We start from the raw sequence: 21927 nt of genomic DNA on the forward strand, positions 1-21927 counted from the left end.
GCGGCCGCAGTAGGCTGGGGCACGCCATGAGCGACTATCTGCGTGACGGTGCGGCCATCTACCGCCAGTCCTTTGCCACCATCCGGGCCGAGTCCGACCTCGCTGCCTTCCCCGCCGACCTCGAACCCGTCGTGGTCCGCATGATCCACGCGAGCGGCCAGACCGATCTGACACGGGACGTCGTCGCCACTCCGGGAGTCGTGGCCGCCGCGCGTGCCGCACTCGCTGCCGGCGGTCCGATCCTCTGCGACGCGAACATGGTCGCCTCGGGAATCACCCGCAAACGGCTGCCCGCCGACAATCCCGTCCGCTGCCATCTGGGCGAGCCCGGCCTCGCCGAACTCGCCGAACGATTCGGAACCACGAGAACGGCGGCGGCGCTGCAGTTCTGGCGCGACGATCTGGCCCGTTCGGTGGTCGCCATCGGGAACGCCCCGACCGCCCTATTCGCTTTGCTCGACCTGATCGACGACGGGTGGCCCCGCCCCGCCGCGATCATCGGCGCTCCGGTCGGATTCGTCGGCGCCGCCGAGTCGTGCGCGGCGCTGGCCGAGCGAAACGACCTCGAGTTCATCACCGTGACCGGCCGCCGTGGCGGTTCCGCGATCACCGCGGCAGCGGTCAACGCGCTCGCGAGCCCGATGGAGTGATCACGTGACCGAAAACGCGAGAGCGGGCAAGCTCTGGGGAATCGGCCTTGGGCCCGGGGATCCCGAGCTGGTGACCGTCAAGGCCGCACGGATCATCTCCGCCGCACCTGTGGTCGCCTATCACTGTGCGCGCCACGGTAACTCGATCGCCCGATCAGTCGCTGCACCCTACCTGGGAGACGGCCAGATCGAGGAGCGGCTGATGTACCCGCTCACGGTGGAGACCACTGACCATCCCGGCGGGTACCCGGGCGCCATGGCCGACTTCTACGCCGAGAGCGCCGAACTACTGGCCGGACATCTGGCCGCCGGTCGCGACGTGGTGCTGCTGGCCGAGGGCGATCCGCTGTTCTTCAGTTCGTACATGCATATGCACAAGCGCCTTGCTGATCGCTTCGAGGCGGAGATCGTGCCCGGCGTCACCTCGGTCAGTGCCGCCTCGGCGGCGCTAGGCATCCCGCTGGTAGAGGGCGAAGAAACGCTCACGGTGCTGCCCGGGACTGCCGATTCCGCCGAGCTGATCGCGCATTTCAGGTCGGGTGAGGCCCTCGCGGTGATGAAGCTCGGCCGGACCTTCGGCAAGGTGTACGACGCCCTGATCGAGGCGGGTCGCATCGACGAGGCATGGTACGTCGAGCGCGCGTCGACGAGCCGTCAGCGCATCGAGAAGGTGGTCGACGTCGATCCGGAGACGGTGCCGTACTTCTCGCTGATCGTCGTTCCCGGCCGGCGCAACAATCCACTGGCGGGGGTCCTTTCGACGCGGTCCTCGGCTAGCGCCTCGGACCGGCTCAAGGAGCTGGAGCACACCGCGACCACCGACACGCCCCCTCCGCGCACAGAGCCGGAGCATGCCGCGACCACCGACACCCCAACCCCGCTCGTTGAGCCGGTGAGGAACGCAGTGACGAACCGTGTCGAAACGCGTCCCGGCGAGGTGGTCGTCGTGGGTCTCGGTCCCGGCCCGGCCGACCAGACCACTCCGCAGGTGGCCGCGGAACTGGCTGCCGCCACCGACCTCGTCGGATACGACACGTACCTGCGCCGGCTGACGCCGCGACCCGGCCAGCGAATCCACGCGAGCGACAACCGCGTCGAGGCTCAGCGGGCCGAGTTCGCCCTCGATCTCGCCGCACGCGGCGCGCGAGTCGCGGTGGTCTCGTCCGGCGACCCCGGGGTCTTCGCGATGGCCACCGCCGTCGTCGAGGCCGCCGCGGATCCGGCCCATCACGACGTTCCAGTCCGCGTGGTCCCCGGCGTCAGCGCGGCTCAGGCAGTCGCGGCCGCCGTCGGCGCGCCGATCGGACACGACTTCGCGATCCTGTCGCTCTCGGACCTGCTCAAGCCGTGGTCGGTGATCGAGGACCGTATCCAGCACGCGGTCGCCGCCGACCTGGTGTTCGCGGTGTACAACCCGGCCTCGACCAAACGGACCGAGCAGATCGTGGCTTTCCGGGACCTGCTCGCCGAGCTGGTCCCCGCCGACCGCGTGCTGGTGCAGGGACGCGACGTCGGCGGTTCTGGCGAGCAGCTGCGCCTGCTGACCGTCGCCGAGTTCGATCCGTCCACCGTCGACATGCGCACTCTCCTGATCGTCGGCTCGTCGCAGACCCGGATCGTCCGTCGTGCGGGCGGCGACCTGGTGTACACCCCGCGGACGTACCCGACGGGCACCTGAGCGCGGGCGTACCGTCCTCCTCGCCTCCTACGACGACGCACGCAACACGGCGAGCTGATCGAGGATGATGGCCAGGCCGTGGTCGAACTCGGCAGCGTACGTGTAGTCGCCGGGAGAAGCGATCTCGGCGACGAACTCGGCCATGTGCGGATACGGCGCGAGCATCACGGACACGTCCGCGGCGAGGCCGACGGCCCCGTCGCCCGCCGAGTCGAACGGCAGGTTCTGCTCGATGAGTGCGAACCCGTACACGTAGGCGTCGATGACCGAGAATGCCCGAGCCGTCAAGGCATTCGAGAAGCAGTCGCGGCGCAGGCAGCCGATCACCGCGTCATGGTGCTTCAGTAGCGCAGGTCCCGGCACACTCCGCGAGTCCATCAGCGCGAGCGCCCACGGGTGGGCGTTGAGCACCGCCCGCGCCGACGAGGCTCGACGCTCCATCCCCCGCCGCCAGTCGTCGTCCGGCTCAGGCAGTTCGATCTGCGCGAACACTCGGTCGGCGAGCGCGTCGAGCAGCGCGTCCTTGTTGGCGACGTGGTGGTAGAGCGACATCGCTTCCACCCCGAGCTCCTTGCCGACGTTGCGCATGCTGACCGCGGACAATCCGCCGCGGTCCGCCACCGCGACGGCCGCATCGATCACTCGTTCGACGGTCAGCGGTACCCGCGCCACGAACCCTCCTCTTGCCCGATTTACACCCGTAAGGCTACCGTAGAACCCACCGACTTACAGGCGTAAGGAGTCCCGATGAGAGCCGTCAGCATTCCGCACTACGGTCCGCCCGACTGCGTACAGATCGTCGACCTCCCCCGCCCGGCCCCGAAGAAGGGGCAGATGTTGATCCACGTCGAGGCGGCCGCGGTCTCCTCCGGTGACGCCCGGATTCGCAGCGGCCGGTTTCCCCGTGGCTTCACGATTCCCGGCAGGCTGGTGCTCGGCGTGCGCGGGCCGCGCAGGCCGGTGCTGGGCGGTGCCTTCGCCGGTCGCGTCGTCGAATGCGGCGACGGCGTCGAGGACGCGGCGCCCGGTGATCGGGTCGCCGGCCTGAACGGAGTCCGGATGGGCGCTCATGCGGAGTTGCTGGCGGCGCCGTCGTCGTCGACCGCCCCGATCCCCCGCGAGGTGCGCTCGGAGGACGCCGCGGCCGCGATGTTCGGCGGCTCCACGGCGCTGTATCTGCTGCGCCAGAAGGCGAACCTCGGCGCCGGTGAGCGCATCCTGGTCAACGGCGCGTCCGGATCGGTCGGCAGCGCCGCCGTCCAGCTGGCGAAGCACCTCGGCGCCGACGTCACGGCCGTCACCAGCGCAGGTAACGCCGCGCTCGTCACCCGACTCGGGGCGGATCGGGTGATCGACTACACCGCCACACCGCTGTCCGGTGTCTCCGAGCGGTTCGACGTCGTCCTGGATGCGGTCGGGAATCTCACGCGCGCCGACGCCGCCCGGCTCTGCACGGACGACGGTCGACTGGTCCTCGCAGTGGCAGATCTGGCCGACACGATCCTGGCCCGCGGCCGGGTGATCGCCGGGACCGTCCGGGAGCGCCCGGAGGACTTCCGGTATGTGCTCGATCTCGTGGCGAAGGGGGCGTTCGACCCGCTGACCACCGTGGTCGGAGGACTCGACTCGGCCGCGGAGGCGTACCGGCGGGTGGATTCCGGCCGCAAAGTCGGCAACCTCGTGATCGTGCCGTGACGGCGTGATCGTGCCCTGACGCCGCGCCGATCCGGACACGACCGCCGGATCAGCTACCCGGGCGACCGGCCCGGTGCCGCAGGCCCCGGTAGCGCAGACCCGGTGCCGCAGACCCAGTGCCGCGCAGCCTCGACCGATTCCACCCGGTCCAGGCCCGCGGGCTCGGCGGGACGGTCCACCATCACCACCTCGATGCCTGCCTCAGCCGCGGCGATCAGCTTGGCGCGGGTGAGGTCACCGCCACTGTTCTTGGTCACCAGGAGGGCGATCTCGTTGTCCGCCAGCAGCTTCCGCTCACCGGCCAGGTTGTACGGCCCACGCGACGCCAGGATCCGGTGCCGCGGCGGCAGCGGTCCGGTGGGCGGATCGACCACGCGGATCAGGAACCAGGCGTTCTCCACAGCGGCGAACGCGGAAGCGTCCTGACGCCCGGTGGTCAGAAGCACTCGCCCGCCACGGTCGGCGACGATCCGGGCCGCGGCGACGATGTCGGGTACCCGGGTCCACCGGGCGTCCCCGTCCGGACTCCATCCCGGGCGGAGCAACCTCAGCAGCGGAACTCCCGCGCGCGCGCAGGCCGCAGCCGCGTTCCCCGTGATCTGCGCCGCGAACGGGTGCGTCGCATCCACCACGGCGCGGATTCGCTCGTCGCGCAACCAGGCGGCGAGACCGTCGACGCCGCCGAACCCGCCGATGCGCACCTCGCCGACAGGCAGACGGGGGTTCTGCACGCGCCCCGCGAGTGAGCTGATCACCGGCACACCTGCCGCCACCAGTTCCTCCGCGAGCGCGCGCGCCTCGCCGGTGCCGCCGAGAACGAGCACGGACCGGTCAGTCATGGCGGCGGGAGTCCTCACGCAGTTTCGTCATCCGCGCGTGCGAATACAGATAGCTGTCGGTGACGTTCGACGACGACGGATCCAGGACGCGCCCGACGAAGATCACCGCGGTCTTGGTGATCCCCGCCTCGCCGAGAGCTTCCGCGAGCCCACCCAGCGGTGCGCGCACGATCTGCTCCTCTGCGCGGGAGGCGAACGCGACGGTGGCGGTCGGACAGTCCGCGCCGTAGTGCGGCACCAGTGCCGTGACGATCTGCCGGGCACGGTGCGCAGCCAGGTGCAACGCCAAAGTCACCCCGCTGCGGGCGAGAGTCTCCAGATCCTCGCCCGGAGGCATGTCAGTCGACAGCGTGGACACCCGCGTGATCAGCAGGCTCTGCCCGACTCCCGGGACCGTCAGTTCACTGCCGAGCGCCGCGGCGGCCGCGGCGAACGCCGGAACCCCCGGCACCAGTTCGTAGTCGATGCCGAGCGCGGTCAGCCGGCGCTGCTGCTCGCTGAGCGCCGAATAGACGGCCAGATCGCCGGAGTGCAGCCTGGCGACGTGGTGACCGGCGGCGTCGGCCGCCGTCAGATGAGCGATGATCTCGTCGAGCGGCATCCGGGCGGTGTCGATCACCACGGCCCCGTCGGGGAGCAGGTCGAGCAACTCCGCCGGAACCAGCGACCCGGCGTAGAGGCAGGTCCGGCACCTGGCCAGGAGTCGCGCGCCACGCACGGTGATCAGGTCCGCAGCACCGGGACCGGCACCGATGAAGTAGACGGTCACCGGTCCACCGTCCACTGCACCACCGGGAGCGCAGGCCGCCAGGCGGTCATCGAACCGAGTGCGCCGGCGCGCTCGAGGCTCAGCCGGACCAGTTCGCCGCCGCGTTCCTCGCGAGCCGCCACCAGAAGCCGCTCGGTCTCCAGGGTCACCGCGTTCGCCACCAGCCGGCCGCCCGCAGAGAGCGCCTCCCAGCACGTGTCCAGGAGTTCCGCGTCCAGTCCGCCGCCGAGGAAGATCGTGTCGGGGTCGGGCGCTCCGTACAGCGCCGCCGGCGCCGCGCCGGCGACCGTGAGGCGCTCGGCGACGCCGTGTTCGCGCGCGTTCACCCGGATCCGGTCGGCGCGCTCGGGGTGCGACTCGAAGGCGATCGCGCGGCCGCTCCGCGTCTGCAACAGCCACTCGATCGCGACGCTCCCCGATCCCGCGCCCACGTCCCAGAGGAGTTGCCCGTCAGCAGGAGCCAAGGCGCACACCGTGATCGCGCGAATCGGTTGTTTGGTCAGCTGCCCGTCGTTGACGTAGTCCGCATCCGGCAGGCCCGGCGCACGCGTGCGGGCGGGGCCGACGCACTCGATCGCCAGAATGTTCAGAGCGGGCACCTCGGGCACGTTCCAGCTACGGGCCAGGCCGCGCACCACCGACTCGTCCACTCCCCCGAGATCGCCGAGGACGGTGAGAGTGGACCAGCCGAAGCCCTTGCGCCGCAGTAGTCCTGCGACCTGATCGGGCGACTCCGCGTTTCTCGACAGCACCAGGATCCGCGCGCCGTCGGTCAGCGCGGGGATCAGGCTCTCCGCCTCCCCGGTGACCAGGCTGCGCACCTCTGTCCGAGCCAGGTCCCAACCCAGCCGGGCCGCCGCCAGCGACACCGACGACGACGATCCGAATACGGTCACCCGGTCGGCGCCGATCGCCCGGACCACACTCGCCGCCAGCCCGTGGAACATCGGGTCACCGCTCGCCAGCAGATGCACGGTGTCCATGGACTCGTCGGCCAGCACTCGATCCAGGTGCTCCGACATCGGCGACTCCCACGGAATCGTCTCCGCCGCAACACCGTCCGGCAACAGGGCTAGTTGTCTGGCCGAGCCGTGGATCCGCTCGGCGCTGCGCAGCTCGGCCTGTGCGTGTCCGCTCAGCCCGTCCCATCCGTCGGCTCCGATTCCGACGACGACGAAGTGGGTCATCGCGGCAACCGCCGCCAGATCGCCCGCGGCAGGAGCCGCATGACGAAGAACACCGGGCGCAGGCGGCCGGGGATCCAGACCTCGCCCCGCCCCTTCCTGTGCGCCGCCGCCACCGCATCGGCCACCTGATCCGCCGTCACCGACATCGGCGCCGGTTCGGTTCCCGACGCCATGAGCTCCTTGGTCATGTTCCCGATCACGAACCCGGGGCGCGCGAGCAGGATGCGGACGTTGCTGCCGTGCAGCGCATCGGCGAGTCCGCTCGCGAATCCGTCGAGACCTGCTTTGGTGGAGCCGTAGACGTAGTTGGCCCGCCGCACCCGTACCCCCGCGACGGATGAGAACACGATCACCGTGGAGTCGCTGGGCTGCGCACGTAATGCATTGACTAGCAACGTGATCACACTGATCTGCGCGTAGTAGTCGGTGTGCGCGATCTGCAGCGCATGTGCGACGTCGGTCTCGGCACGCGCGGCATCGCCCAGGATCCCGAAGGCGACGATCGCCGTCTCGATCGGCCCGTGGTCCTCGGTCAGACTGCGCACCAGCGCCGGGTGTGAGGCCACGTCGTCGGCGTCGAACGCCACCGGGATCACCTCGGCGGCGCCGGCAGCCACCAACTCCGCCGACTCGGCCGCCAAATCGTCTGGGCGGCGCGCCGCGAGGACCACCCGTCTGCCCGCGGCGAGACGCACCGCGGTCGCCACCCCAATCTCACTGCGTCCGCCGAAGACCACGATCGTTCCCACCCGTGCAGTATCTCACCCGCCCTCCGGACTACATTCGGTCCCATGGCGCGCACCGTCGACGATCTCAGCCCGGAAGCCCTCGCCCTGCTCGGCGAGTACCACCTCGCCTCGCTCGCGACACTGCGGGCCGACGGCACGCCGCACGTCGTCGCCGTGGGATTCACCTTCGACGGCGAGGCCGGCAAGGCCCGGGTCATCACGTTCGACGGCAGCCAGAAGGTGCGCAACGTGGAGCGCGGGGGTTATGCGGCGCTGACGCACGTCGACGGCCCGCGCTGGCTCACGCTGGAGGGACCGGCACGGGTCCGCCGCGAACCGGAGCTGGTGCACGACGCCGAGCGCCGATACGCGCAGCGTTACCGCGAACCCCGGCCGAATCCCCGACGGGTGGTGATCGAGGTGGACCTCGCTCGGGCTCTCGGCTCGGCCGGAATGTTCCGCGCCTGACGCCCGCCGGGACACTGGTATCACGTCGTCTCACCGGGACCGTCGGATGTCTTAGGCTGACGACATGGCTCATGTCGACGGCTCCCGATTCGAATCCCAGGTCTACGCCGGACGTCTGGCACGGGCGGCCGAACTCACCGCCGCGGCCGGACTCGATGCGATCGTCGTGGGCACCGGCCCCGATCTGCGCTATCTGACCGGCATGGAGGCCGACACCTTCGAACGCTTCACCGCCCTGATCGTCCCGGCGTCGGGACGTCCGCACCTGGTGACCCCGCGCCTGGAACTCGCATCAGTCCGCGCCTCGGCCATCGGCGATCTCGGTGTTCCGGTCCGGGACTGGGTCGACGGCGCCGACCCCTATGCGCTCGCCCTCGCCGATCTGGGCGCCGATCCCGCGCTCGCCGTCTCCGATGCGCTGCCCGCACTGCACGTGATCCCGCTGGCCGACCGGACAGGCGTTCCGGTCCGTCTCGCGACCCCGGTGCTGCGGGAACTCCGAATGATCAAGGACGCCGCCGAACTCGATGCACTGCGCGCCGCCGGGGCCGCGATCGACCGGGTCCATGCGCGGATGGCGCAGTGGCTCCGGCCCGGGCGCACCGAAACCGACGTGGCCGCCGACCTCGCCGCGGCCCTCGTCGAGGAGGGTCACACCCGTGCTGAATTCGTCATCGTCGGCTCGGGCCCGAACGGCGCCGATCCGCATCACGAGCACTCGGACCGGGTGATCGAGCCGCACGACGTGGTGGTGATCGACATCGGCGGCCCGGTGGGCGCAGGGTACAACTCCGACTCCACCCGGACCTATTGCTTCGGCCCGCCGGAGCCGGAAGTGGCCGCGGCCTACGACGCGCTGGAGCGCGCACAGGCCGCCGCCGTCGCCGCGGTCCGCCCGGGTGCCACCGCCGAGAGCGTCGACGCCGCCGCCCGCCTGGTCCTGGCCGAGGCCGGTCTGGCCGAGCATTTCATACACCGCACCGGACACGGCATCGGCCTGTCGGTGCACGAGGAGCCGTACATCGTCGAGGGCAACACCGAACCGTTGCGGCCGGGTATGGCGTTCTCGGTGGAACCGGGCGTGTACTTCCCCGGGAGTTGGGGTGCCCGCATCGAAGACATCGTCGTGCTGACCGACGACGGCGCCGAACCGGTGAACACGCGTCCGCACGGACTGACCGTGCTCCCGGCGTCCCGTCCCGCCGATGTGGAACAGTGACCCCATGGGAAAGGTGATGCTCCTCGACGGCGCGAGTCTCTGGTTCCGTTCGTTCTACGCGCTCCCGGAGAAGATGACCGCACCGGACGGCCGCTCGGTGAACGCGGTGCGGGGCTTCCTCGACACCATCGCCGCCCTGGTCACGGCACACCAGCCGACCCGGCTGGTGGTGTGCCTGGATCTGGACTGGCGACCGGCCTTCCGCACCGAGCTGATTCCGTCGTACAAGGCGCACCGCGTCGCCGAAGGGGGCGACGGGCTGGCCGAGGAGGTCCCGGACACACTCACCCCGCAGGTCGACATGATCCTCGAGGCACTCCGATGCGCAGGCATCGAAACCGCAGGGGCGCCGGGGTGCGAGGCCGACGACGTCCTGGGCACTCTCGCCTTCGAGGAGACCGACGACGACGTCCTCGTGGTGAGCGGCGACCGCGACCTACTGCAGGTGGTCGCCGACGATCCGGTCGCAGTGCGCGTGCTCTACGTGGGCCGCGGGCTGGCCCGGGCCGAGCTGATGGGACCCGCCGAGGTCGCCGAGAAGTACGCCCTCCCGATCGAGCGGGCCGGAGCCGCGTACGCCGAGATGGCGATCCTGCGCGGCGATCCGTCAGACGGGTTGCCCGGCGTCAAGGGGATCGGCGACAAGACAGCCGCCAAGCTCATCAGGACGTACGGCGATCTGACGGCGTTGGAGGAGGCCGCACGCGAACCGGGATCGGGAATCTCGCCACGCATCGCCGGGGCGCTGGAGCAGTCCGCCGACTACCTGCGCGCCGCCCGCACCGTCGTCGCGGTCCGCACCGACGCTCCTGTCGGCTTCAGCCGCGACGACGACACCCTGCCCGCCGGGCCGGACGACGCCGACGGCCTCGCCGCACTGGTGTCCGAGCTCGGCATCGACGCCAGCGTTCAGCGCCTGTCGTCCGCGCTCGGCTGGTAGCGCATCGGGCCCTCCTTCCGGCGCACCCCCGCGGCATCGGACATGGCACACCGTCGGTGCCCGCGGGTACCCTCCGGAGCAGTGGCCGTGCACCGCGCACGGCCCTCAGCGAGAAGGGTTCCCGTCAGAAGGAGGAGCACGTGACCATCAGCATCGCCGATACCTACCGCACCCGGCTGCCCGAAGTCTCCGAGGTCGTGACCCGGCCCGATCCCACCGTGTGGAACGACCAAGCACCGGGTCCCCTCACCGGCCGGCAGCTGGCCGCCTATGGCGAGCGCGGCTTTCACACCGCTCAGTCGGTTCTCGGCGACAGCGACATCGCGCGCTGTCTCGGCGAGGTCGACTCGGTGACGCGTCGCCTGGGCGACGACGAGCGCATCGTCCGCGAGCGCTCCAACGGCGAGGTCCGCTCGGTTTTCGCCATCCACCAGCTGAGCGAGGCGATCGCCGAGATCTTCGCCCGCGACGAGATCGCCGGTGTCGCCCGGCAGATCCTCGACGACGACGTCTACATCCATCAGAGCCGGATCAACCTCAAGCCGGGCTTCTCCGGCGGCCCCTTCTACTGGCATTCGGACTTCGAAACCTGGCACGCCGAGGACGGCATGCCCGCGCCGCGCGCGCTCAGCGTCTCACTGGCACTGACGCCGAACTACAGCAGCAACGGCGCCCTGATGATCATCCCCGGCTCGCACAAGCGGTTCGTGCCGTGCGTCGGCGAGACCCCGGAGGGCTATCACCGCGAATCGCTCGTCTCGTATCGTCCAGCGTTCGGCACGCCGGACGAAGCAGACGTGACCGCCCTCGCCGACGAGTTCGGGATCGACCTGATCACCGGACCGGCCGGATCGGCGCTCTACTTCGACTCGAACTGCATGCACGCATCCTCTGGCAACATCACGCCCTACCCGCGCAGCAACCTCTTCGTCGTCTTCAACGCGGTATCGAACGCGCTGCGCGAGCCGTTCGCAGCAGCCGCGCCGCGCCCAGACCACCTGGCGCACCGGGCGTAACGCAGCCAGCCCGCGAAACGTCAGTTCCCCGGCTGGGACACGTCGTAGTCGCCGTCGTCGTTGAGCACCGTCACGGTGACGCGCCGGTTCTCGCCGGCGATCTTCACCGCACACGTGAACTGGACACCGGCCTGTGCCTTCATCCCGGACGGGCAACTCACCTCGGACACGTCGTCGAGGCCGTAACCGTCCTGATCGACCGGGGCGGTGAGCAGACGTTCGACGCCCTGCTCGACGCTGGTCTGCGACAGCGTCTTGGTGACCCATCCCGGCCAGACGAACGCCGACAGCGCCACCAGCGCCGCGATCACGAGGACGGCGCCGCCGAGCGCGGCCCCGAGCGCCGCGCGCGAACGTCCACGGGCGGGCGATCGCCCGCCGTCGCCGGCCGCGGCGATCCGCCGTGGCCTGCGTCGGCCGCGGGAGTCCGGGACCACCGGCTCGACGGTGGTCCCGGACTCCGCTCCGGCCCCGGACTCGCCGGCGTACGCGCCAGGACGGTCACTGCGGTCGCCCTGGTCTGGATGCGGCGGCACCGGCGCGGGCGCTGCGGCCGCGTACGGGGATTGCCCGGTCGGCACACGATCGTCCGGGCCGACGAGTTCGCCGTGAGCGGTACGGCGCGGAGGACGCCGACGGGGCCGTTCGGCGGGCAGGTCGGCGTGCCGGAGGGGTGCCGCGCCGCCCGGCGGCGGCCCGGGCGGGCGCGAGTGCCGGATCTGACCCGGTGGCGGGCCCGGAACCGGACCGCCCGGCACGGGATTCCCCCGCGGTACGGGACCGTTTCGCGGGGGCACACCGCGCGGCGGCCCGGCCGGCAGCGGCCCCGGCGGATGCGGTGCGGGCGCGTAGGCGCCGGGTGGACGAGGCCCGGGTGGGCCCTGCCCGACCCCGCCCGGGCCGGGGGGACCCTGCGGCGGCGGACCCTGCGGCGGCGGGCCCGGCCGGCCGTGCCGGGACTCCCGCACTCGGGTGGGAGGCGGTGCTCCGGGTGCGGCGTGACGCGGTTGCCGAGGGCCCCCGACAGGCGGCGGCTGACGATCGTCCGGACCGGTCATGGTGGGGTCCTCCCGGGGTGGCGTTGCGGTTCGCCGTCACGGTACCGCAGCCGATCATTCCAGGTCGGCAGCCACGACGCCGCGTCGCAGACTCTTCGCAGCCCGGCGCGCAGCGCCTGCCAGCGGCGCCTCCGGGTCCACCCCGTTCCGGATCTGCTCCAGCAGATCGATCACCTGACGGTTCCACCGCACGAAGTCGCCCGGCGACAGCGTCTGGCCGCCGGCGGACGCCGCAGTCAGCGCCTCCTCCAGCGAGCGCCCCGCCGCCCAGACCGAGATCGGCGCGCAGAAGCCGGTGTCGGGTTCGCGTGTCAGCAGCGCCTCGGACCCGCCGGCGTGCTGTGCCTGCACCGCGACCAGCGCCTGCCAGACCGCGACCGTCTCGGTGAGCGCGTCCCGCACTCGCTTGTCGCCCGGCATGGTGTCGACGCCACCGCCGAAGTCGCGCCGGGACTGGTAGACCATCGCCGAGACCACGGCCGCCAGTTCGGGCGGCGCGAGGTGGTCCCAGATGCCCGCCCGGATGCACTCGGCCACCAGCAGGTCGGTCTCACAGTAGATGCGCCGCAGCACGTCCCCGGTGGGCGTCACCCGCAGGCCTCCGGCGGCGTCGGGCTCCAGGTACGCGAGTTCGCGAAGCACCTCGGTCACCACGTCGAAGTCCACCTCCAGCTTGGACTTGCGTTCGCTGATCGATCGCTCCAGGCTCTCGACCTCGCGCACCAGCCGGTTCCGGTTCTCCCCCATCCGGAACAGTTGCTCGGCGCCCTGCTTCCGCCGGCCTCCGGAACCGCCGGTGGGGTGCGCCGGGTGCGCCCGCAGCAGCTCGCGCAGGCGTGTCAACTCCGTATCGGGGCCGTCGTCGTTCCGATGCTTGCGCGTGCGCCCGATCGGGCGCGCGATCCCGCTGGCACGCAGCGCCTCGGCGAGCCGCCGGCGACCCTTCCCGGTCCGGGTGTCGACGTCTTTGCGGATCCGCAGATTGCCCAGCACTTCGGGCGGATTGACGAAGTCCTCCGCACCGACGCGCCCGGTCCACCCGTCATCGACCAGCACCAGCGGCCGCGGGTCGTTCCAGTACTGCGCCGCCTCCAGGACCACGGCGAGCCCGCGGTGCCGCCGAGAACCGACCGCGATCACCTGGCCCCGTTTGAGCGCCGCCAGGTCATCGGTCACCGCGGTCTCGCTCTGCTGGCGGCGCACGAACCGGGCCTCCCGCTCGAGGGTGCGGATGTCCTCGCGCAGCTGCAGGTAGCCCAGGAACCCCTCGTAGGCGTTCCGATCGCCGGGCACCTGGTCGAGCGAGATCCCGGGATCGATGCCCAGCTTCTCGGCTGCCGCGATCAGCTCGCGATCGGCGTCGCGCAGCTTCCGGCGCGCGCGGTCGAGCTGGCGGGCCTGCCCGACCAGCGTCCGGTCGGTCTGGAACTGCGCAAACGAACGTCGCAGCAGGTCGCGTGAACCGTCCACACCGAGCCGGTCGATCAGGTTGAGCACCATGTTGTACTCGGGGGTGAACGAGCTGCGCAGCGGAAACGTCCGCGCTCCGGCCAGTCCGGCGACCCGCTCGGGCAGAACCTCCGGCGTCCAGACCACCACCGCGTTGCCCTCGACGTCGAGGCCGCGCCGCCCGGCCCGGCCAGTCAGCTGCGTGTACTCACCGGGGGTGAGATCGACGTGCGCCTCGCCGTTGTACTTGACCAGGCGCTCCAGCACCACCGACCGCGCCGGCATGTTGATGCCCATCGCCAGGGTCTCGGTGGCGAACACCACCTTGATCAGACCCTCGACGAACAGTTCTTCGACCGCATGCCGGAACAGCGGCAGCAGTCCCGCGTGATGCGCGGCGAATCCGCGCCGCAGCCCCGCTCGCCAGTCGTCGACACCGAGGACCGCCGCGTCGCCGGGCGAGAGCTCCGCCAGGTGCCGTTCCACGATCGCGTCGACCCGCGCCACCTCCTGACCGTCGAGGAGGTTGAGGTCGCTGCGCAGGCACTGTGTGAACGCGTCCTCACAGCCCTTGCGGGAGAAGATGAAGTCGATCGCCGGGAGCATCCCGTGCTCGTCCAGCAGACGGATCAATCGCGGCCGCGGCACTCCCGACGAACGACGACGACGGTCCGTACGCCCGCGAGGACCACGCGCACCCGAGGGCTCGTCGACGCCGAGTGCGCGATGTTTGATGTAGCGCATCAGTTCTGGATTCACCGGCTTCTTGCCGGGCCCCGAAGCACGCGGATCGAAGAGCTCGAACATCCGGTTGCCGACCAGCATGTGCTGGTGCAGCGGCACGGGGCGGTGCTCGTCGACGATCACCTCGGTGTCGCCGCGCACGGTGGTGATCCAGTCGCCGAATTCCTCGGCGTTGCTGACCGTCGCCGACAGCGAGACCACCGAGACCGACGGATCCAGGCCCAGGATCACTTCTTCCCACACCGCACCGCGGAACCGGTCGGCGAGGAAGTGCACCTCGTCCATCACGACGAACGAGAGCCCGGTCAGCGCACTCGACTCGGCGTAGATCATGTTGCGCAGCACCTCGGTGGTCATCACCACCACCGGCGCCGACGAGTTGATCGAGTTGTCACCGGTCAGCAGTCCGACGTTCGCGGCGCCGTGGGCTGCCACCAGGTCGTGGTACTTCTGATTGCTCAGCGCCTTGATCGGCGTGGTGTAGAAGCACTTCCCGCCGCGGGCGAGTGCGAGGAAGACGGCGAACTCCCCGACCACCGTCTTACCCGCCCCCGTCGGCGCACACACCAGAACGGCGCCGGAATCATGAGGCCCGCTCACTACGTTCCCGGCGCCGGAGTCACTCGGCCCGCTCACTTCGTTCCCGGCGCCGGAGCCACTCGGCCCGCTCACTTCGTTCCCGGCGCCGGAGTCACTCGGCCCGCTCACTTCGTTCCCGGCGCCGCCGTCCGCCAGGACCTCGCACGCGTCACGCTGGAACGGATCGAGGGGGAAGGCGAGCGTGCCGGTGAAACGCTGGAGTTCGGATTCGGTGCTCATCGTCTACAGCTTGTCATGTCGCCGCCACCGGTCTTCTCTCCCGCGCCGCGGTCCGGATGCTTCGGCGTCAGAGCACCTCGTCGTAGGCGGTCGCATCGCGCACTGACGACCGCTGTCGCGGCGCGCCGACCGGCTCGGGGCGGCCGATCGGGTCTGGTCTGCCGACCGGAGCCGGGCGCTCGGTGCCGCCGCCCGCGTCCAGCGGAGACGCGGCATCGTCAGGGGTGTCGAGCCAGTCCGGGTTCCGCTTGGCCTTGCGCTTGTCGTGGATCCGCGCGAACTGGATCGCGAACTCCTGCAGCAGGCACAGCGCCGCGGCCAGCGCCGTCATCGTGAACGGGTCACCGGTCGGGGTCACCACCGCGGCGAAGACGAACATCGTGAAGATCAGGCCGCGCCGCCACTTCTTGAGCCGGTCGTAACTGAGGACGCCGACGAGGTTGAGCGCGATGATCAGCAGCGGCAGCTCGAAGCTGACGCCGAAGATGACCAGCAGTTGCAGCACGAAGTTGAAGTACTCGCCACCGGTCAGCCACGAGACCTGAACCTCGTTGCCGATCGTCATCAGGAACTCGAAGGCCTTGCCCACCACGAAGTAGGCCAGCACCACACCGCCGACGAACAGGAGCGCCGCGACGGAGACGAAGGTCGCCGCGTACCGGCGCTCGTTCTTGTGCAGCGCCGGAGTCACGAACTGCCAGAGCTGGTAGAGCCAGACCGGGCAGGCCAGCACCACACCGGCGGTCAGCGCGACCTGCAGGCGCAGCATGAACTGGTCGAACGGCCCGGTCGCCAGGAGACGACACTCGCCACCCTCACCGACCGGAACCCGGGCTTCCGGCGGCAGGTCGCAGTAGGGCTGCCGAAGCAGTTCACCCAGCGACGGGACGAACCAGACGCCGTGGTTGTACCAGAAGAAGCCAAGGGTCGTGGTGACCAGGATCGCGGCGATGGCGACGATCAGCCGGTCGCGGAGCTCGTAGAGATGCTCGGCGATCGGCATGGAGCCGTCGGGGTTGACCTTGCTGCGCCGTTGCCGGGGATCCAGCCGGCGCAGGGCTGCGGGGATGCGCACTCGTGCGTCAGAAGGGGCGGATCAGGAGTCCGCGTGCTTGTCGGCGGCACGCCGCGCTTCGGCGCCCGGTCCGGCGCCCGGTGCCGGGTCCGACGGCGGAAGCTCCCGCGGCTGCTCCGCTTCGTCCTTCTTGCCGTCGCCGGTCATCTCACCCATCTCCGACTTCAGGATCCGCATCGAACGGCCGAGACCACGCGCGGCGTCGGGGAGCTTCTTCGAGCCGAACAGGATCACCACCACGACGATGACGACGATCCAGTGCCAGGGTTGCATTGCACCCACGAGTCAAACCTCCGAGTCACTCCGGGGATCTCGGCAGCAGCGCCCCGGTTGTTGTCAACAAGCCCATGCTACCCGTGCCGCCCGCCGCGCGCGCTCTCAGGCGTAGCGGGCCCGGGCGGCCCTGGCCTCCTGCGCGACCAGCGCGCGCACCCGGCGGCTCCGCTCGTCGTCGGACACCAGGCGCACCCGCCCGCCGAAACCCTGGATCCAGCGCGCGAGCCACTCGGGCGAGGCGTAGGCCAGCTCGGCGGGAAGCGGCTCCCCGTCCACCGGATCGGCCAACGGTCGGGCCTCGTAGTACTCGATCACCCAGCGGGCATCCGGATCGATCTCGATCTGTGCGACCGGCAGCGTCACATCCTGCGTCGGCATGGTGATCGGCTCGGCGGCCACCTGGGCGGGCGGCCGCGCGGGCTCGTCGAGCACCTGCGCCTCCTGCACCCGGTCGAACCGGAAGTTGCGGCGCCCGCCGGACTCGCGGCACCAGGCATCGAGATAGCTGTTGCCGTCGATCACCTGCACCCGGATCGGATCGACGACCCGATCGGTCACCGCGTCGCGACTGGGCGTGAAGTAGCGGATGCGCAGCGCCTTGCGGGCAGCGACCGCATCCCGGATCGGGGCCGAGGCGGGCAGGTCGCCCGGGGCGGCGTCGTCGTGCACCACCGACGACGATCCCGCCGCCTCCTCGAGTTTGGCGATGGCGCGGCGGATCGCATCGGGGTCGAGCGCGCCCTGGGCGTCGAGCAGCATCCGCAGGGCGACCAGCAGCACGCTGGCTTCGGTGCCGGTCAGCCGCATCGGGCGGTCGATGCCTGCGGTGAACACCACGTTGACGTAGCCGTCCCAGAACTGGATGTCGATCAGGTCGCCGCCGGCATGCCCGGGCAGCCCGCAGACGTACAGCTGCTCGAGGTCTTTCGTCAATTGCTTCTCGGTGAGTCCGAGTTCTGCCGCGGCCACCGACAGTTCGATGCCCGGGCGCGCCTGAAAGTACGGGACCATAGCGAGCAGTCGTGAGAAGCGGGATGGAGCGGCCATCAGAGCGTCCCCTCTCCGGCCGAGTCGGCCAGCGCCTCCAGCTCGGCGATCACCGCAGCACGCAGGTCGGGCGGATCGAGCACCACGACGTCCCGGCCGGCGGCGAGCACCGCACGCACCAGCGAAGACCGCTCGGCGACCGGCACCACCACCTCCTGCCCCAGCTCTCCGCGGAAGGGTGCCTCGACCACCTCGACGGCGCCGCGCCGCAGCGCATGGGCCCGGCCGTCGGCCAGCCACAGCCGGGCGCTCGTCGGCTCGGTCTGCCTGCCGCGACTGACCGCGTCGGCGACCAACGCCCGCAGATCGACGTCGGGCGGTCGGACCACCTCGCCGGCGTGGCCGAGCGCCTCCACGCCGGAGATCCGGGAGACCCGGAAGGTGCGCACTTCTCCGCGGTCCCGGTCGTGTCCGGTGACGTACCACCGGCCCGAGTCGCTCACCACGCCCCACGGCTCCAGCACCCGCTGCGCCGGACGGCCGCCGGTGGTGTGGACGAAGGTCACGGCGCGGCCGTCGCCGATCGCGGCGAGCAGCTCCCGGATGACGCGTTCGTCGCCCATCGTCCGCCCGCCCGCGGCCGGGCCGAATCCGAGTTCCTCGGGCGGCGTCACCTCGATGCCCGCCGCACGCAGTTTGAGCACCGCGGTCTGGGACTCGACCGCCACGTCGGGGTCGTGCCAGACGGCGGCCGCCGCCGCCACCGCCGCCGCCTCCTTGGCGTCGAGGCTGATGTCGGTGAGCGCGTAGTTCTCCGGCTTGATCCGGTAGCCCTCGTCCCCGCCGAGGGGGTCCGCGCCGGACTCCAGCGGAACACCCAGGCTGCGGAGCTCGCTCTTGTCGCGCTCGAGCATGCGCTTGAACGATTCCTTGGTCTGCTCGGCGTCGCTGTATCCGACCACGTTCTTACGCAGATACTCCGCCGTCACGTAGTTGCGCGCCGACATCAGGCAGATGACGAGGTTGAGCAGGCGCTCGTTCTTCGAAGTGGCCACTCCCAGGAGCCTAAATCACATCGAGGCGATCAGGCGTTCGACGCGCTCATCGACGTTGCGGAACGGATCCTTGCACAGCACGGTGCGCTGAGCCTGGTCGTTGAGCTTCAGGTGTACCCAGTCGACGGTGAAGTCGCGCTCGGCGGCCTGGGCCGCGCTGATGAACTCGCCGCGCAGTTTGGCTCGCGTGGTCTGCGGAGGCAGGTCGACCGCCTGATCGATCGCTTCGTCGGTGGTGACTCGGGCCGCCAGCCCTTTGCGAGCCAGCAGGTCGAACACGCCCCGGCCCCGCCGGATGTCGTGATAGGCCAGGTCGAGCTGGGCGAGCTTGGGATCGTCGAGTCCCATCCCCAGCCGATCCTGGTAGCGCTGCAGAAGCTTGCGCTTGATCACCCAGTCCACCTCGGTGTCGACCGCGCTGAAGTCCCCGGATTCCACCGCGTCGAGCATGCGGCCCCACAGGTCCACGACCCGGTCCATGGTCGCGTCGGGCGTGCGGCCGGCCAGGTGCTTCACGGCGCAGGCGTGATACTCGCGCTGGATCGACAGCGCCGTCGCGGTCCGCCCCGAGGCCAGCCGGAGCTCGTGCCGTCCGGTGACGTCGTGGCTGATGTCGCGGATCGCGCGGATCGGGTTGTCCAGAGCGAAGTCCCGGAAGCTGATCCCCGACTCGATCATCTCCAGCACCAGCAGCGCCGAGCCCACCTTCAGCATGGTCGTGGTCTCGGACATGTTGGAGTCGCCGACGATCACGTGCAGCCGCCGGTACTTCTCGGCGTCGGCGTGCGGCTCGTCGCGCGTGTTGATGATCGGGCGGGAGCGGGTGGTGGCCGAGGAGACGCCTTCCCAGACGTGGTCGGCGCGCTGCGAGAGGCAGTAGCGGCTCTCGGCGCCGACGGTCAGCAGCTTGCCCGCGCCGCAGATCAGCTGGCGGGTCACCAGGAACGGCAGGAGCACGTCCGAGACGCGGCCGAACTCACCGGTCCGGGAGACCAGGTAGTTCTCATGACAGCCGTACGAGTTGCCGGCCGAGTCGGTGTTGTTCTTGAACAGATAGATGTCGCCGCCGATGCCCTCGTCGGCGAGGCGCTGTTCGGCGTCGAGCAGCAGGTCTTCCAGAATCCGCTCGCCTGCGCGGTCGTGCGTCACCAGTTGTTCGATCGAGTCGCACTCCGCGGTCGCGTACTCCGGGTGCGAACCGACGTCCAGGTACAGCCGGGATCCATTGGGCAAGAAGACGTTCGACGACCTGCCCCAAGCGACGACGCGCCGGAACAGATAGCGCGCCACCTCGTCCGGGCTCAGCCTCCGCTGCCCCTGGAAAGTGCAGGTGACCCCGAACTCGGTCTCGATCCCCATGATCCGGCGTTCCATCGACGCTTTACTCCGTTTCCAGTAGTCCGGCCACGCGGGCCTCGGCGAGCCGCACGAACGCACGCCGCGGCCGCGCACGATCGAGCAGCGCCACCTCCAGATCGCCGGCGGCCAGGGCCGGCGCATCTTTGTCGCCGTTCGACGCTCCGCCGCTCGGCCCCCCGGATGTCGACAGCGCCGCCAGGGCGACCGACAGTGCCTGCGCCAGCGGGAGGCCGGGTTGATAGGTGCTGTTCATGGCCGTGACGAGGGGTTCGGTGGCACCGCCCATCACCACGAATGAGCTCTCGTCGATCACTGCGCCGTCATAGGAGATCTTGTACAGCTGCGACGGCGTGTCGCGCCCAGGCTGCGCCACCTCCGCCACGCACAACTCCACCTCGTAGGGTTTGGGCTGCTCGGTGAAGACCGTGCCGAGCGTGGTCGCGTAGGCGGTCGCCAGCGACAGCCCGGTGACGTCGGCGCGGTCGTAGCTGTAGCCGCGCAGATCGGCCAGCTGGATGCCGGCCCGCCGCAGCGATTCGAACTCGTTGTACTTGCCCACCGCGGCGAAGCCGATGCGGTCGTAGATCTCGCTGACCTTGCGCAGTGTGTTCGACGGATTGTGGGCGACGAACAGGACGCCTTCCGCGCACGTCAGCGCGATGACGCTGCGGCCGCGCGCGATGCCCTTGCGCGCGAGTTCGGCACGGTCGCGCATGATCTGTTCGGCACTGGCGTAATACGGGAAGGTCATCGGCCCTCAGCCTTCCGGTCTTCGGCGGTCCGCCGGGTGATCACCGCTTCGGCGGCCGCGGCGATCTCCTGTTCGGTCACCTCGGCGGCGCCGGCGTCGTCGACGCGCACCGCGGTCGGGAAGATCTGCCGGATCAGGTCCGGGCCGCCGGTGGCCGCGTCGTCGTCCGCCGCGTCGTAGAGCGCCTCGATCACCAGGCCGAGCGCCTCGGCGGGCTCCAGACGGGGGTGATAGAGCTTTTTGAGCGACGACTTGGCGAACAGCGCTCCGGATCCGATGGCGTCGTACCCGGCGAGTTCCTCGTGCCGCGCCCCGGCCACGTCGAAGGAGAAGATCCGGCCCCGGCCGGCCGCACCGGAGTCCTCGGTCGAACCGGGCCGGGACCCCGTCCGGCTCGGGTCGTACCCGACCAGCAGCGGCAACGCACTGAGACCCTGCAGGGCTGCACCGAGATTGCCCCGGACCATGCTCGCCAGCCGGGACACCTTGCCGTCCAGGGTCAGCGGGACGCCCTCGATCTTCTCGTAGTGCTCCAATTCCACGGTGAAGAGCTTCACCAGCTCGAACGCGATCCCGGCGGTGCCGGCGACCCCGGCGGCCGAATAGTCGTCGGTGACGAACACCTTCCGCACGTCGCGGGTGGCGATCAGATTGCCCATCGTCGAACGACGATCACCGGCCAGGATCACCCCGCCCGGATAGGCGACGGCCACGATCGTGGTGCCGTGCGGCGCGACGTCGCTCACCTCGCCCCGCACCGCCCAGGACGCCCCTTGTGCCGACGAAGCTCCGGGCGCCGACGAAGCTCCGGGCGCCGACGAAGCCCCTTGAGCTTGTCGAAAGGAACCCGGCAGCCGATCAGGCGCGCTGACGCGCAGGTACTCGGTGAACGATGAGATGTCCGGAGTGGCACCAGAGGTCACTGGCCGCCCTTCTGGACGTAGGCCCGGACGAAGTCCTCGGCGTTGGATTCGAGCAGATCATCGATCTCGTCGAGCAGGTCGTCGGTCTCCTCGGCGAGCTTCTCGCGACGTTCCTGACCGGCCGCATCACCCCCGCCGATCGCGTCGTCGTCTCCGCCGCCACCGCCGCGTGTGGTCTGCTCCTGCGCCATCGTCGTCTCCTCAGCTCGGCTCGTTCACCCACCCTACCGGGGCGGGTGCCG

At 70.4% G+C, this 21927-nt stretch carries 22 protein-coding genes; 7 read left to right on the plus strand and 15 right to left on the minus strand.

Going from position 1 to position 21927, the window contains the following annotated elements; translation table 11 throughout:
* The first annotated feature begins 26 nt into the window (after window positions 1-26).
* A complete protein-coding gene (locus C6V83_RS11340; RefSeq protein ID WP_105942484.1) occupies window positions 27-650 on the plus strand; it encodes a precorrin-8X methylmutase in 624 nt (207 codons plus the stop codon).
* 4 nt (window positions 651-654) lie between these two features.
* Window positions 655-2328, plus strand: a complete 1674-nt coding sequence (locus C6V83_RS11345; RefSeq protein WP_105942485.1) for a precorrin-2 C(20)-methyltransferase — start codon at window positions 655-657, stop codon at window positions 2326-2328.
* Between the two features lie 27 nt (window positions 2329-2355).
* On the opposite strand, the gene C6V83_RS11350 is transcribed toward C6V83_RS11345, so the two are convergent.
* Window positions 2356-3000, minus strand: a complete 645-nt coding sequence (locus C6V83_RS11350; protein ID WP_105942486.1) for a TetR/AcrR family transcriptional regulator C-terminal domain-containing protein — start codon at window positions 2998-3000, stop codon at window positions 2356-2358.
* Between the two features lie 75 nt (window positions 3001-3075).
* Between C6V83_RS11350 and C6V83_RS11355 the strand changes: the two genes are divergently transcribed.
* On the plus strand, window positions 3076-4023 hold the full coding sequence (locus C6V83_RS11355) for an NAD(P)-dependent alcohol dehydrogenase (protein ID WP_105942487.1): 948 nt from the start codon (window positions 3076-3078) through the stop codon (window positions 4021-4023).
* A 53-nt stretch (window positions 4024-4076) separates the two neighbouring features.
* On the opposite strand, the gene C6V83_RS11360 is transcribed toward C6V83_RS11355, so the two are convergent.
* From C6V83_RS11360 to C6V83_RS11375, 4 genes are read right to left on the minus strand one after another with little or no spacing between them, the layout of a single operon-like run.
* Window positions 4077-4862 (minus strand): cobalt-precorrin-6A reductase, encoded by a 786-nt coding sequence (locus C6V83_RS11360; protein ID WP_105942488.1) that lies wholly within the window; start codon window positions 4860-4862, stop codon window positions 4077-4079.
* Window positions 4855-5631, minus strand: coding sequence for a precorrin-4 C(11)-methyltransferase (gene cobM / locus C6V83_RS11365; RefSeq protein ID WP_105943885.1), 777 nt, complete (start codon window positions 5629-5631; stop codon window positions 4855-4857). The genes C6V83_RS11360 and cobM overlap by 8 nt, the downstream gene beginning before the upstream one ends.
* Complete coding sequence (gene cbiE, locus C6V83_RS11370) at window positions 5628-6818, minus strand: precorrin-6y C5,15-methyltransferase (decarboxylating) subunit CbiE (RefSeq protein WP_105942489.1); 1191 nt, start codon at window positions 6816-6818, stop codon at window positions 5628-5630. Before cbiE ends, cobM begins: the two co-directional genes overlap by 4 nt.
* Window positions 6815-7567 carry an SDR family NAD(P)-dependent oxidoreductase gene (locus C6V83_RS11375; RefSeq protein ID WP_234353695.1) on the minus strand — a complete coding sequence of 251 codons (753 nt, stop codon included), beginning with the start codon at window positions 7565-7567 and terminating at the stop codon, window positions 6815-6817. The genes cbiE and C6V83_RS11375 overlap by 4 nt, the downstream gene beginning before the upstream one ends.
* 42 nt (window positions 7568-7609) lie before the next feature.
* On the opposite strand from C6V83_RS11375, the gene C6V83_RS11380 reads away from it, so the two are divergent.
* The 4 genes from C6V83_RS11380 to thpD all read left to right on the plus strand — a co-directional run bounded on the left by C6V83_RS11380 (window position 7610) and on the right by thpD (window position 11189).
* Window positions 7610-8014: a pyridoxamine 5'-phosphate oxidase family protein gene (locus tag C6V83_RS11380; RefSeq protein ID WP_105942490.1), complete on the plus strand. Its 405-nt coding sequence runs from the start codon at window positions 7610-7612 to the stop codon at window positions 8012-8014.
* A gap of 64 nt (window positions 8015-8078) precedes the next feature.
* Window positions 8079-9233, plus strand: a complete 1155-nt coding sequence (locus C6V83_RS11385) for a M24 family metallopeptidase (protein ID WP_105942491.1) — start codon at window positions 8079-8081, stop codon at window positions 9231-9233.
* A 16-nt stretch (window positions 9234-9249) separates the two neighbouring features.
* Window positions 9250-10173, plus strand: a complete 924-nt coding sequence (locus tag C6V83_RS11390; RefSeq protein ID WP_105943887.1) for a 5'-3' exonuclease — start codon at window positions 9250-9252, stop codon at window positions 10171-10173.
* Window positions 10174-10313: 140 nt separating this feature from the next.
* Entirely contained in the window at window positions 10314-11189 is an 876-nt protein-coding gene (thpD, locus tag C6V83_RS11395) for an ectoine hydroxylase (protein ID WP_105942492.1), read from the plus strand.
* Window positions 11190-11209: 20 nt separating this feature from the next.
* Here thpD and C6V83_RS18360 read toward each other — a convergent pair whose 3' ends face one another.
* The 10 genes from C6V83_RS18360 to C6V83_RS11445 all read right to left on the minus strand — a co-directional run bounded on the left by C6V83_RS18360 (window position 11210) and on the right by C6V83_RS11445 (window position 21876).
* Window positions 11210-11770, minus strand: coding sequence for a DUF4333 domain-containing protein (locus C6V83_RS18360; protein WP_159067506.1), 561 nt, complete (start codon window positions 11768-11770; stop codon window positions 11210-11212).
* A gap of 531 nt (window positions 11771-12301) precedes the next feature.
* The gene (locus C6V83_RS11405) at window positions 12302-15259 is read right to left on the minus strand and encodes a DEAD/DEAH box helicase (RefSeq protein ID WP_105942494.1); all 2958 of its coding nucleotides are present in this window, start codon (window positions 15257-15259) and stop codon (window positions 12302-12304) included.
* A gap of 67 nt (window positions 15260-15326) precedes the next feature.
* Window positions 15327-16334, minus strand: coding sequence for a twin-arginine translocase subunit TatC (gene tatC / locus C6V83_RS11410; RefSeq protein ID WP_407646157.1), 1008 nt, complete (start codon window positions 16332-16334; stop codon window positions 15327-15329).
* A gap of 21 nt (window positions 16335-16355) precedes the next feature.
* Entirely contained in the window at window positions 16356-16616 is a 261-nt protein-coding gene (tatA, locus tag C6V83_RS11415; RefSeq protein ID WP_105942495.1) for a Sec-independent protein translocase subunit TatA, read from the minus strand.
* Between the two features lie 96 nt (window positions 16617-16712).
* Window positions 16713-17657: a helix-turn-helix transcriptional regulator gene (locus C6V83_RS11420; protein WP_105942496.1), complete on the minus strand. Its 945-nt coding sequence runs from the start codon at window positions 17655-17657 to the stop codon at window positions 16713-16715.
* A complete protein-coding gene (locus tag C6V83_RS11425; RefSeq protein WP_105942497.1) occupies window positions 17657-18652 on the minus strand; it encodes a helix-turn-helix transcriptional regulator in 996 nt (331 codons plus the stop codon). Before C6V83_RS11425 ends, C6V83_RS11420 begins: the two co-directional genes overlap by 1 nt.
* A gap of 15 nt (window positions 18653-18667) precedes the next feature.
* Window positions 18668-20026 (minus strand): Pup--protein ligase, encoded by a 1359-nt coding sequence (gene pafA / locus C6V83_RS11430; RefSeq protein WP_105942498.1) that lies wholly within the window; start codon window positions 20024-20026, stop codon window positions 18668-18670.
* Between the two features lie 7 nt (window positions 20027-20033).
* The gene (gene prcA / locus C6V83_RS11435) at window positions 20034-20762 is read right to left on the minus strand and encodes a proteasome subunit alpha (protein ID WP_105942499.1); all 729 of its coding nucleotides are present in this window, start codon (window positions 20760-20762) and stop codon (window positions 20034-20036) included.
* Window positions 20759-21685 (minus strand): proteasome subunit beta, encoded by a 927-nt coding sequence (prcB, locus tag C6V83_RS11440; RefSeq protein ID WP_234353696.1) that lies wholly within the window; start codon window positions 21683-21685, stop codon window positions 20759-20761. The genes prcA and prcB overlap by 4 nt, the downstream gene beginning before the upstream one ends.
* On the minus strand, window positions 21682-21876 hold the full coding sequence (locus tag C6V83_RS11445) for a ubiquitin-like protein Pup (RefSeq protein ID WP_105942501.1): 195 nt from the start codon (window positions 21874-21876) through the stop codon (window positions 21682-21684). Before C6V83_RS11445 ends, prcB begins: the two co-directional genes overlap by 4 nt.
* Between the last annotated feature and the right edge of the window lie 51 nt (window positions 21877-21927).

The sequence above is a fragment of the Gordonia iterans genome (genome assembly GCF_002993285.1).
Classification (GTDB): Bacteria; Actinomycetota; Actinomycetes; order Mycobacteriales; family Mycobacteriaceae; genus Gordonia; species Gordonia iterans.